A 12,660-nucleotide genomic window follows, 5' to 3' on the forward strand; every position below is an offset into this window, starting at 1 on the left:
TCGCATCAATGTATTAATCAGTGTTTACAGAAGTTATTCTTTTATTTAAAAAACAAACTTTTTCCATTTTCAATACGTCAAGTTTTGGCGTATCATCCATCTACATTTGCTTTACAAAGAAATTAAAAACATGGATAAAGTAACGCTACAAAGAATTGAAAAGCTACACCCTTTTTTGAGAGAGGAAGTAAAACAGATTATTAAAGAATGCGATGAAGCTCTCACAGGAAAAGCAAAGATCAGAATCACTCAAGGATTGCGAAGTTTTGAAGAACAGGAAAGATTATATGCCATTGGAAGAATTACTTCAGGGAAAAAAGTGACCAACGCTAAAGCCGGACAAAGTATTCACAATTATGGTTTGGCGGTGGATATGTGTTTAATCATCGACGGAAAAATGGCAAGTTGGGACACCGCAAAAGATTGGGACAATGATCAAGTTGCCGATTGGTACGAATGTGTGAAAATTTTCGCAAAACATGGCTGGGATTGGGGTGGAAACTGGAAAACATTTAAAGACCTTCCCCATTTTGAAAAGAAAAATTTTCCGACTAAAAAAGGTTTGATAAAAACGAGTTGGAGAGCACTTTCTAAGCTTAAAAGAGATCAGGATGAATATGTAATATTTGAAAAATAATTGAACATCATTAATATAATACGTCAAGTTCTGTCGCTTCCCGCTCCTACCTTTACTCTACCAAAACAACGGTAGAAAAATGAAGAAAACAACCCTACTTTCTTTAGACGGAGGCGGAATAAGAGGCATCATTACTTGTATTATTTTACGCTACATAGAAGAGCAACTTCAGATTCATGATAAACCTAGTGCAAAGCTTGGAGACTATTTTGATCTGGTTGCAGGAAGCAGCACGGGAGCATTGATTGCAGCGATTATTTTGTGTCCCGACGAACACCGAAGAGCTAAATATTCTATTCAGAAAGGTTTGGAATTGTACTCTGAAAAAGGAGGCGATATTTTTCAGGTTTCCTTTTGGGAAAAATTGGTTAATCCTTTTGGATTGCTGAATGAAAAAATTTCTCAGGAAGCTTTAGAAAAAAACCTGAATGACTTTTTTGGAAATTTAGAATTAAAAGAATTGATAAAACCATGTTTAATAACAAGTTATGACATAGAAAACCGAAGAGCAAAATTATTTAATTCGTGGAAAGCTAATTTAAGCACAGATAATTTTTATGTAAAAGATGTTTGCAGAGCGACTTCAGCGGCACCGACTTATTTCACTCCGGTTCAGATTAAATCGATGTACGGACAGATTTTTAGCCTTATTGATGGTGGAATGTTTGCCAATAATCCGGCACTTTGCGCTTATGCGGAAGCCAGAAAAATCCCTTTTGCAGAAGTCTTGAAAAATCATCAGAAAGCCAATCATCCGACAGTAAATGATATGATTATTATTTCTATCGGAACCGGGTTAGAATTTAAAAGCTATTCATTTAAAAAAATGGAAAAAGCCGGAAAAATCGGTTGGGTAACTCCGATTATCGATATTCTGATGTCTGCCAATGCAGAAACGGTGGATTATCAGCTTTGCCAGATGTTTCAGACTTTAGGACAGAGAAATCAGAAGAATTATTACCGCATCAATCCGTCTTTGAAAAATGCTTCTCCGGCGATGGATAATGTGAGAAGATCGAATATTGAAAACCTTATACAAGCCGGATTAAGTTACATTGACTATAACAGAGAAAATTTGAATCAAATTGTGCAGAAATTAATCAGAAACAGAATATAAGCCATTTACCTTATAAACTGCTAATATAAGTTTTTTAGGTTATATTTTAAATATTTAGATTAATAAAAAAAACACGTCAAGTTCTGTCGCCTTCCACTCATACTTTTGTAGTACAAATCAAGACACAAAAATAAAATTATAAAAACTTTAAACGCTTTTGACTTCATCATTCTTACATGCTGAACAGCCAAAAAAATTTTTGAAAAACACTTTAATTTTTAAAACACAAAACATGGAAACACCAAATCACAATTCTGATATAATTTTTAATGAAGACGTCTACACCATCAACTGGAGTGATATCGAAAGCACAGATATCGACTACGAAAATTATCTAAGTGACATGGAAAATTTCTTTAGAGAAGATTTTGAAAATGATATTCTGGAAGAAGCTGTTATTGATGAAAATTTCAAAATTTAATCAATAATACGTCAAGTTTTGTCGCTTCTCAATATTACTTTTGAGGTATAAATAAAACACAAAAAACAATCAATTCAAGCTTTCTGACAAACCTTTGAATTCACCATTCACAAATGTTGAACAGCTAAAAATACGCCCAAAAACAATCAATTAACTATCGAATGACTTTTAATTAAAAATTAAGGTGGATATCCTTTGCCGGAAACCACCCTAAAAAACAAGGCTGAAAAACCTGAAGTGAGCTCTAATAAAAAGAGGCTTCAAAATTTTAATCTTAAAAACCTTAACAAAATAATAAAATATGGAAAAAAAAGAAAAATTTAATCCTGATTTTAATAAAGATATTGCCAAATCTGATTGGTTTTGGAATTACATGGAAGATTACTGGCATAAGAACCGAGAATTTCCGGAAAGTGTAGAAAACCACCTCAATAGGAAAGCTGATTTGATTGATGGAAAAGTACCTTCATCACAACTTCCAAGCTATGTAGACGATGTTTTAGAATTTAATGCCTTTGAAAATTTACCAGCCTCCGGCGAGAAGGGAAAAATCTATTTAGTAACGAGTAACAACACCCAATTCAGATGGAGCGGCTCAGAATATATTCAGATTAATTCTGATGAAAATCTGATGACCGTTGATACTGTACAAGATATAACAGGTCATAAACAGTTCAACGGCGGGATGTCCCTTGGTTCAAATCAAAGAATGTATATTAAAACAGCTAATGATGTTGCACATTATGTTGCAAACTTTGCTGATGATTTAGATGGTTTCGCTGTAAGTACAGGATTTGCTATTAAACCTTATAATGATACAGCAAGAAATTGGTTTTTTGTAAATGGAGCAGGTGCTTATTCGAATGGGCAACTGTTATCAACTCAGGAATGGGTAAACTCAGCATTCCATAAAAAAGATCAAACAGGCTTAATCTATAATGGTTCTGATGGCAGAACAAATGTTTCATGGTTCGATTATAATTGGGCAGGTAAAAATGTTGCAGGTTCAGTAATTAATTTCAGTGGTTTTGAAGGATATTCAACTGAATTATTTTCAAGTTATAACATACCTGACTCTATTGGCATTAGAAGTCGTCAAGGAGATATAGGTGTCTGGAATGAGCCAAGATGGATATGGCATGATAAAAACTTCAATCCTGCAAATTATTATAAAATTAATTTAGGTCATGGTATTTCAAACCAATCGGAATTAAAACCAAATGGCTTACAATGGACTTCTACGGGTAATTCTAAAAGTAATTTTGATGGTGATTTAGCCAATAAAACCATTGAAGGTACTTTTGCAAACTTCAACGGGTACTCTAATGAACATAAGCAATTAGGTTTTACATTAGCTGGTGCAACATCAACAAATCACGGAATTTATTATAAAACTTGGTACGGTGGTGCTGAAACACCATTTAGAAAACTTTGGGATTCTAGTGATTTCAATCCTGCTACTTTTGTATTACCATCTTCGGATAATTGGACAGGAAACCCAACAATAACAGGTAGAAAAGTAATTGGCGAATTGGCTTGGAAAAATTACGGGAACGGTCACACTATTTTCGATATTTCAAGTGGTATCACACCTTGGGGTGCATCGGTGTCAAACCAAGATGCTCAAAATCCGTGGTCACCATCTTATCCAACTTTGGTTGGTGGAAATGGTCTAGGAACTTATGGTGTAAGAGTTGATAGCGCAAGGGTTGCCGACAATGCAAATGCATTGGGTGGTATTGGTTCGGCAGGATATGCAAGAAACTTAGAAAATGTTCAAGGAGTTGGTTTTACTTCAGGAAATTCAAATCTTGCACCATATTTTCGTCATATTGATGACACTTATGTATTTTTGGCAACTCAGAATTGGATTACTGCAAACTTCCCGAACCAATCATTATCTGTTGGTGTAGAAAGTAACGGCGGTCAAGCAATAACATTATCAAACGGCAATTCTGTACAAATAACCAATAATTTTGTTGCTTGTAGAGACAATGGCTCAAGAAATCCGGATGATACTAAACCCAACGAAAATGGACAAAGGGTAAGATTTGATTTTGCAAATGCAAGTCAGATTGGTGGTGCTGGTAATTATGCAGGGGTAATGACATATTCACCTTATGATGGAACTACTGCATCAACTGGTGACTCTTCCTACCAATTAGCTTTTGCAAACCAAACAGGCATTAACGGCTCTGGCTTACCAATGCTCAAAATAAGAAAGGGCATTGATGATAATTGGTCAAACTCGTGGTATAAACTTTGGAGTGAAGGTGATTTTTCAAAAACCGACATTGATAATTGGAACAATTTAGCAAACACTGCTACAACCCAATCATGGGTAGAGTCACAGGATTACGCAACTCATTCATTTGTCGAAGAAAGCCTGAACAAATTAGCGTCAGAGCATATAGATCCCGATTATTCGATATCTGCTAGAAGTAATCTAAACACAATTATTATTACAGATCAATATCCTGTACAATTTCTAAAGCTTGAAAGTGATTTAGCTCCCGGAAAGCAAATGACAATAATCAATACAGCTCCTTTTGATATAGAAGTTCATAAAGATGGCAATATTGTAGACATAGTACGCTCCGAAGAAACAAATGAGTATTATATTACTCGCCAGCAGAGATTGGTCAAAAAAGGCTTTTATGGAAATGCTAAGATTTTAAGCTAATCTTATTCTAAGTTTACCCAGCAAGTCCTGCCGCAACTTAATTCTAATATTTTAATTCATAAAATTTTCATCAATACTTCACTGATTAACAATCAGAGTGGATGTTCTGTAGACTGAAACCACTTAAATAATATTACATACAAATATTCCTAAAAAGAATTTATCAAATTTTAATCTTAAAAACCAAAACAATTTTAAAATGTCAACAAATTTAAACACAAACAACTCTTCGCAAACACTATTCAGATTTGCAGCAATGAGAAACCCGGAACTATCAGATCCGAAAAATAAAAACAGAAGATTTATCTTCAGAAGCCAACAGGCAAAAAGTACAAGTGCAATTGATTCTTTGGTAAACTCTACAACTACTTTACAATCAGTATTTAGAAATCCAGCATCTATTACTGGTTTTACAGTACATTCCGAAGATTCTTTAAAAGCCCTTTACCCTAATTTTTATGATTTTGCGGTTTGGGTTGCAAGAAATAAATCTACTGCCACAAAAGAAGAATTTGACAAACAGATTGCGCTTTGTAAAACATTGGGAGCTTTCAACGTTGATCATGTTCTATGGGATAATCTCGTTTATCAGGTAGTAACCCAAAAAGACTTTTACGCAAAAGAACTGATTATGCAATATCTGCATTTAGCCCATATTCTTAAAGAGTATGATCAATCTGAAGAGGCTTTTGAAGATATGAAAAAGGCTAAAGTCGTTTTGCCTAAAGAATTATTTAAAGTTTCTCAAACCGATTTCAACACTACAGGTTCTTCGATAGCCCAGAGGACTACTTACGATAATAAATCGATGAAATTTGCGGAAGCAACTCTTAACCTGAAAGAAAATCAGGATTTAAAAGACTCTCTTTCTAAATTAGAAAAAACTTTTAAAAAGCAATACGATGTAGCCTACCAAGAAGCTTATAACGAATATCAGCAAACTGTAAAACCACTTTTAAAGAGCTCACAAAGAGAAGCTTCTGAAGCTGACAGAAAAAAACAAATTTTAGAAAACAGAATCAATTATCTCACTCAGCTTAGCATAGCTGACCCTGAAAAGTTCTATGCAAATAGTGAACTGGATATGGAGCTTCACCGCATCAAGGAAGAAATCATGCAGATTACCACTCCTGAAGTAGAAATTCCTGAATTTGATTTCAAATTTGAAACGCCGGAAATCAGCGCTGAGGCAATGAGCAAAACAATGAGTGCGAATGATCAAAGCACATTGCTCAAACTATTCGGGGCACCAAGCCTTAAGGAAGCATTATCAGGTATTTCTTCATTTGATGAGCTGAGCCAAAATATCAATCAGAATAATCAATCTTTACAGCAAACAGTTTTAAACAATACGGTTCTTAATCAACAGGTTTCTACAAATGTTGGAGGTGTTGTAATTCCTGTGAATAATAATTCTTCTACTTCAAGCTATATTCCTTATAGCATAAAAACCTATGCTCGTAGTGCAACCGAATGGAGTTTACTTTTATCTTTAAATAGCAATCTGCAAATAGTATCTGCAAACTATAAGATAGAATTAAATGGCGTAAATCTCTCATCAACAAGCTTATCTACGCTAGGTGGAGGGTCTTATTTATTGTTTGACTCGCCTAAAATTCCTACATCCGAAACTTACAGAGTGGAACTATTTATTTTAAAAGGAGAAATAAAACTAAGTGATGGCAATATTTATAATATAAATGTCACATTAGAGATAGACCCGAATGATTTGGATAGAATGACTAAACAATATCATTTCAGAGGTGCCGATGGATGTATGCCTGTAGACCCACCAAAACCAGGAACACCGGAGAATCCGGGAACACCCGAAACGCCAATACAAAACCCTGAAACATCTTCTTTCATCCCTTCAGGATTTGGTATGAAAAACATCGGGATTGCAGATTATCTAAAAGTAGAGCAAAGTACCTATTGCTATGTAGAAGGAGATGTTGCCCACATCGAAAACATCATGGCCCGCGAATATAAAGAGCGTTCTACAAGACGATTAAAAAGAAGCGAGTCTCAAACTACAAAATCTTCAGAATCTGAAAAAGAAAAACTGACCGATACAACTTCTACCGAAAGACATGAGATGCAAAGTGAGATTTCTAAAATCTTACAGGAATCTAAAGATTTCGCAGCACAAGCTGGAGTTACGGCAAGTTGGGGAATAGGAAAAGCCTCTTTTGGGGCAAGTGCCAATGCTAGTTATGCCACTCATAATTCTAAAGAAGAAAGCACACGACAAGCCGTTACAGAAGCAAAAGACATTACAGCAAGAGCTTTAGACAGAATTGTAACCAAAGTAAAAGAAGAACGTATTGACAAAGTTTTAGAAGAATACGAAGAAAACAACAAGCATGGTTTCGATAATACCAAAGGAAGCAATCATGTAGTAGGAGTTTACAGATGGGTAGATAAGGTGGTAAAAAACCAAATCTACAATTACGGTAAACGCATGATGTTTGAGTTTATGATTCCTGAGCCTGCTAAGCTTCATACTCTGGGAGTGAAAATGATTGATGCTTCTGAAAAATTAGTGAAACCTGTTGACCCAAGAGAGTCTGCTACTCACAAATTAGATAATTTTTCTTCTTTAAATGATGATACTAAGCTAAAGTTTTGGTTAAGCAAATATAATGTTGAAATAGATGAATTTCCTATGTCAACATTTAACATAAATAAATCTTTCCACGAAAGAGACTCTTCTCATGCAGGCCATGATGACGGTAAAATACAGGTGGCTAATGGTTCTGGAGAAGTAGAAATTCCTGAAGGTTATATAGCTAATCAGGTAACTTATACTTTTAATACGTACCCACATGGTTTTCAAGGCTCTCATCAAGCATTCATAACGATAGCTGGAAGACCCTTACCTTGGATTACATCCATTAATTCAACACAACAAAATGGAATCTTAAACGGTTTAAATGTTAAAAATAAATTAGCATTCTCATTTGCTACGGGTGAAAGTCCAATCATAGAAGGAAGTTTAGACATTTTATGTAATCTAACCCTTGAAGCTAAAAATGCTTGGTTACAATCAACCTTCAACAAAATCATCGAAGCATACAACGCTGAAATGGACAGATACAACCAAGCTCTATCAGAAGCAAAAGCATTAGGCGTACAAATCAAAGGATCAAACCCAGGTTTCTACAGAAAAATTGAAAATACAGTATTAAGAAAAAACTGTATTTCATACATGATTGATCAGAATCCTGGAGCTGCCTTGACGTTTGGTAAAAACAAATATTATCAAACCGATAATGCAACCGAAAGCTTTACTAATACCGAAATTAAATTAGATTCAGGTTTAGATCAATATGCCGCTTTTGTGAAATTCATGGAACAGGCTTTTGAGTGGGATATTATGAGCTACTATTTCTATCCTTATTACTGGGGTAAAAGAGACAGATGGTCAGACATGTATCAATTTGATGACAACGATCCTACTTTCAGAGCATTTATGCAATCTGGTATGGCAAGAGTAATTGTTACCGTAAGACCGGGATTTGAAGAAGCCGTAAGACACTTCCTTGCAACCGGACAAATCTGGAACGGCGGTGAAGTTCCTGTAATCGACGACCCAATGTTCCTATCTATCGTAGACGAAATGCGTTCTGCATTAGGCAAAAAACAAGGCGAACCGTGGAGAGAGAAAATCCCAACAGCTTTAACCATTCTTCAGGCAGATTCTATCGGTCTAAGAGTTGAAAAAGCTTTGCCTTGCAACTGCGAACCGGGAGTGAAATTTGACGATCAGTTGGGTGAAATGTGCGAGAGTAACTTTGCACTCAATAACAACCAGATTGGTCAGTCTTCAGATAAATGGATTGAAATCAGCTATAATGAGATGGATGATATTTCATTTACCCGAATTCAGGATTTTAGTGATGCTGGTGTTTATCCTAAAACATACAAATGTTTAGGGAATACAATAGAAGTCGGAGATGAGCTTGACAAAATGGATGCTTCAATAAAACTCTACAAACGTATTGCCGAAGAAGTATCACAGATTGAAGGTGTGGAAGCTTACCCTACAGGAGAAAATGGCATTACCTTTAAAGTAAATGTAAGGCTGATTAAAAACTTTGATTTTGCTGATGTAAAAGCAGAACCTGAAAAGCATTTTGTCTTCACTACGGATGCAGAAACTTATCTTAAAGTTACATTACCTAAAAAAAGTTTTGGAGAAGAGAAAATTTTAGACAAAAATTTGCAGCCTTTACCACCTGACGAGTATGAAAATCAGGCTCCGATTTCTAAATTTTTAGTGTAATCCTTTAAAAATTTAATCATGAATCGGGCAAAACCCGAGGTTATTGGGCAGCACTTTATTGTGTTGCCTTATAACCATCATGAAATTAATAAATTGTTTAACAACTAAAAACGAAGAAACATGAGTGATTTTAAAAATATTGTTGAATTTTTCAGGCTGAATCGAAGATATGAAGAAGCAGAAAAACTATATTCTGAAAGTAATAAGATAACTTTAACAATATTAGAAACAAAAGAAAATTATGAAGTAAATACTCAAGAGTATAATGGATTAAAACTTCTGAGAGATATTTTTCAGCTCTTTTCAACAACCGAGATTTTCATATTAAATAATCCTTCAGGAAAAGAATTTTATGTAAAAACAAATGCTGGAACTTATTTTAATATAGACACAGAACAAGTTAATACAAACGTTATCTCTACAGACCTTTATACTGTTTCTTTAGAAGATTTTCCTCCCGAAGCTTATTTTTATGACATTGTAAAGAATTGTGTTGCTATTGATATAATTTCGATAAAAAATGTACAGATTTTTCCTGAAAGTATTCGATATGACCCACATTCTGATTTTTTTGAAGATTTCAGTCATCAAGAAACTTTGAGTTACAGTTATAATACTCACAAAACTTGGGTATATGATTTTGTAAGTTTTTTTATTCCTAATAATGATCCTGAAGGAGATCCTTTTGCAAAGCATGTCTCAGATACCGATGTTACGGTTACACAAATAAGAATAACGCAAATTATTGATATCATTCCTATCATAAAGGAATCAATGGGGAAATACTTTGCTCACTATAATTTATACAAAAAAGATGACAGAAAGTTTGTTCCTTTTTATCTCAATAGAAATAACTTTTCTGATGAAAATATTCCTGTAGTCACATTAACGTTCAACAGTTTGGGGGCTTTCATGTCTTATCTTAATGACACCATTTTTAGCCAGACAGATAATTTTACTAAGGGAAAAAGATCGATTTTTCTTAAGCAATATTATGAAATTATTGTCCTTCCTCTAATAAGAAATTTAGAAAGCAAATCTACATTTTCATATTATGATGCATTGCAGGCTTTATATTATTTGCCAGAAAGTCTATTCTATATGCTTCCGGAAGGATTCTTATGGACATTTTTCGAGAAAGCAATTGCTAATGACAGTTTTACAAATAAGCCTTATTCTAAAGAAGAAGATATTTTCCTTAAAATATTGCAAGTATTAGCATCCACAGAAAACAATGCTGTAAAACTCATCGAGAGGCTAATTAAAAAGGTTGGTACAGAAAATTCGCAAATGCTTTTGGAATTCTTTTATGAAAGAATACATGGGAATAATTTCATAGAATTTGCAAAAATAGTCAATAATGCATGGCGAAAAACACGTTTTGTAGATTACAGTTCAGAAACCAATCCTGAATTTGCTTCTATTAATGGACCTAAACTTTTGCCTTATCACTCTGAAAAAATAGCCGGTTTCTTTTTTAGTAATGTTTCGGCAAGTTTTGAGAACAGTCCCCATGATAAAAAAGAAAGATTCTTGCGATTTAAATTTGAAACAGGAAAAACTAAAAAAGTCACGAAAGCGCACCCAAAAGCTGTAATTTATCAGGACGATGAAGAAATTATTGAATATTACTATTATCATCCCTTCTATCCTGTAAAAATAAAAAATGCAGATGAAGACAATCAGAATCAGGAAACGGCGATAAAACTAGATGCAATTGTTCCAGCGTTTATGCTGTTTGCCAATTCTAATCAACAGTTTTGGAATAATGTGATAAAATCTGGAGAATATGCACTTGACATCGGAGTAATTGCATTAAGCTATGGTACGCTTTCGGGTTTAGCAGCCGCAGAAGTCATCACTACTTTAGCAGTAGCACGTGGAATAGGTGCTGCTTCAGCAATCACAAGCTCTGTAGCCAATATTATTTTAAAATTAGCCAACGCAGAAGATTCTGCTCTCGGACAAGCTTTTTGTGAGTATTTATTTTGGATAGAAATGTTATCTTTGAGTGGAGAACTTACGATTGCTATTAGAAATGGATTGAAACGTTCCGCTGTTAAACTTGTTGGAACTGAAGAGAATCTTACTAAGCTGGAAAAGCAGTTGGATGAAGTTATAGTTGAAGAAAATGGAGTAAGACGTAAGCTTAAAAAAGAAGAGAAGGATGGAATCGTAGATGAATTAGAAGGGCATATAGAAAAAGAAAAAATTAAAAGGAAGGTTGATAAAAAGTATAAAGAATTTTGTAAAAAATGGGAAAATATTTCCTTATTAAAACTAACAAAAAATGAACTTATTGATGCTTTACAAGGATATACAAAGCATGGTGATGATGTTGCAGAACTTTTAAGAACGAATAAGATGCAGTATGAATTTTTAGATGATGCAGATTTTGAAGATTTATTACGTGATTATGATTATGACAACGTATTGACCGATGAGCAAATTTTTAATTCTAAAGCAGCCACATTGGGAGGAAAAACTTTTTATCGATCATCAGCTTCTGTTGATGACTTTTTGACAGAAATAGTTCACGAAGGCTCTCATGTTATTGACAATATACTTAAGAAAAAAATGTTGAAAGATGGTAAAGCAAAGAAAGAAATTGACGGAATTATTGGAAATAATTGGGAGCAAGAAATTAGAGCTTATTCACACGAGAGGGATTGGCAACTAAAAATAAGAATTAAGCCTGAATATGAATCTATACAAGATATAGAAAAGCATGTTAAAATTGAGTATCCTAAACATTTATAATAAAATAATTTATGAAAAATTTCGCAATAATATCAGAACTTATCAATTATGATAATAATGAAAAACCAATTAAATTCTTAAAAAAATCATTAGAAATTCTGGGAAAAGAAAAATTGAACATTTTAGTTGAGGATCTTTTGTTTTGGCAGAAGATAATTTACACATCTCCTACAATGGCAAATAAGGGAAAAATAACTAATAAAGATTTCTATTTATTAAAAGACTATGAAATGATTGAAGGATATAAAAAACTTTTTAAAAATTGTCTTGAATTAAATCATTTTTTTTTATTGGAAGATGATAGAATTTTACATAATACAGATTTATCATTAGAGGAAGTTAACAAAATGAGAAAATTAATAAATGAAGGATATGAATTAACAATGAAAATAAACATAGGCAATCCTAAGAAATAAATGAATTTGTTCAAACTTTATACCCCCGCTGCCGCACGAATCCTTTCGTGTGGCTTTTATTTTAAAAAATTTCTCAAAAAATTTCTATCTTTAGTTAAAACATACATTGATGAGTAGAAATTACAAATACCACAATCCCGAAGGATTATACTTCATAAGTTTTGCAGTTGTAGGCTGGCTGGACGTTTTTATCCGAAATGAATACAAAGATGCACCGCTCCCGCATTCTATGATAAAAACCAAATAAAATCAGTTAAAATTATGATGCAAATTTGTAAGTATTTACAAAAGCTTCATTTCTTGCAATAACAGCAAATGCACGGCTTATAATTTTACACTTT

8 protein-coding genes are annotated in these 12,660 nt (G+C 33.7%); all 8 read left to right on the forward strand.

All coding sequences use genetic code 11. From position 1 onward, the window contains the following. The first annotated feature begins 130 nt into the window (after positions 1–130). The 8 genes from MQX03_RS12950 to MQX03_RS12985 all read left to right on the forward strand — a co-directional run bounded on the left by MQX03_RS12950 (position 131) and on the right by MQX03_RS12985 (position 12,566). A complete protein-coding gene (locus MQX03_RS12950) occupies positions 131–637 on the forward strand; it encodes a M15 family metallopeptidase (RefSeq protein WP_242803574.1) in 507 nt (168 codons plus the stop codon). A 79-nt stretch (positions 638–716) separates the two neighbouring features. Next, complete coding sequence (locus MQX03_RS12955; protein ID WP_242803579.1) at positions 717–1,754, forward strand: patatin-like phospholipase family protein; 1,038 nt, start codon at positions 717–719, stop codon at positions 1,752–1,754. A gap of 232 nt (positions 1,755–1,986) precedes the next feature. Next, a complete protein-coding gene (locus MQX03_RS12960) occupies positions 1,987–2,175 on the forward strand; it encodes a hypothetical protein (RefSeq protein ID WP_242803581.1) in 189 nt (62 codons plus the stop codon). A 301-nt stretch (positions 2,176–2,476) separates the two neighbouring features. Next, complete coding sequence (locus MQX03_RS12965) at positions 2,477–4,858, forward strand: hypothetical protein (protein ID WP_242803582.1); 2,382 nt, start codon at positions 2,477–2,479, stop codon at positions 4,856–4,858. 199 nt (positions 4,859–5,057) lie between these two features. Further along, positions 5,058–9,143 (forward strand): hypothetical protein, encoded by a 4,086-nt coding sequence (locus tag MQX03_RS12970; RefSeq protein ID WP_242803583.1) that lies wholly within the window; start codon positions 5,058–5,060, stop codon positions 9,141–9,143. A 120-nt stretch (positions 9,144–9,263) separates the two neighbouring features. After that, positions 9,264–11,903: a hypothetical protein gene (locus MQX03_RS12975; RefSeq protein WP_242803586.1), complete on the forward strand. Its 2,640-nt coding sequence runs from the start codon at positions 9,264–9,266 to the stop codon at positions 11,901–11,903. Between the two features lie 11 nt (positions 11,904–11,914). Then, entirely contained in the window at positions 11,915–12,319 is a 405-nt protein-coding gene (locus tag MQX03_RS12980) for a hypothetical protein (RefSeq protein ID WP_242803588.1), read from the forward strand. 109 nt (positions 12,320–12,428) lie between these two features. Continuing rightward, entirely contained in the window at positions 12,429–12,566 is a 138-nt protein-coding gene (locus MQX03_RS12985) for a hypothetical protein (protein ID WP_317224584.1), read from the forward strand. Positions 12,567–12,660: the final 94 nt, after the last annotated feature.

The organism is Chryseobacterium aahli (assembly GCF_022699665.1).
In the GTDB taxonomy this organism is placed as follows: domain Bacteria; phylum Bacteroidota; class Bacteroidia; order Flavobacteriales; family Weeksellaceae; genus Chryseobacterium; species Chryseobacterium aahli.

Excerpts from the sequence above, each read along its gene's own strand:
- MQX03_RS12950 (WP_242803574.1), top strand. The coding sequence starts at position 131 with ATGGATAAAGTAACGCTACAAAGAATTGAAAAGCTACACCCTTTTTTG.
- MQX03_RS12955 (WP_242803579.1), top strand. The coding sequence starts at position 717 with ATGAAGAAAACAACCCTACTTTCTTTAGACGGAGGCGGAATAAGAGGC.
- MQX03_RS12960 (WP_242803581.1), top strand. The coding sequence starts at position 1,987 with ATGGAAACACCAAATCACAATTCTGATATAATTTTTAATGAAGACGTC.
- MQX03_RS12965 (WP_242803582.1), top strand. The coding sequence starts at position 2,477 with ATGGAAAAAAAAGAAAAATTTAATCCTGATTTTAATAAAGATATTGCC.
- MQX03_RS12970 (WP_242803583.1), top strand. The coding sequence starts at position 5,058 with ATGTCAACAAATTTAAACACAAACAACTCTTCGCAAACACTATTCAGA.
- MQX03_RS12975 (WP_242803586.1), top strand. The coding sequence starts at position 9,264 with ATGAGTGATTTTAAAAATATTGTTGAATTTTTCAGGCTGAATCGAAGA.
- MQX03_RS12980 (WP_242803588.1), top strand. The coding sequence starts at position 11,915 with ATGAAAAATTTCGCAATAATATCAGAACTTATCAATTATGATAATAAT.
- MQX03_RS12985 (WP_317224584.1), top strand. The coding sequence starts at position 12,429 with ATGAGTAGAAATTACAAATACCACAATCCCGAAGGATTATACTTCATA.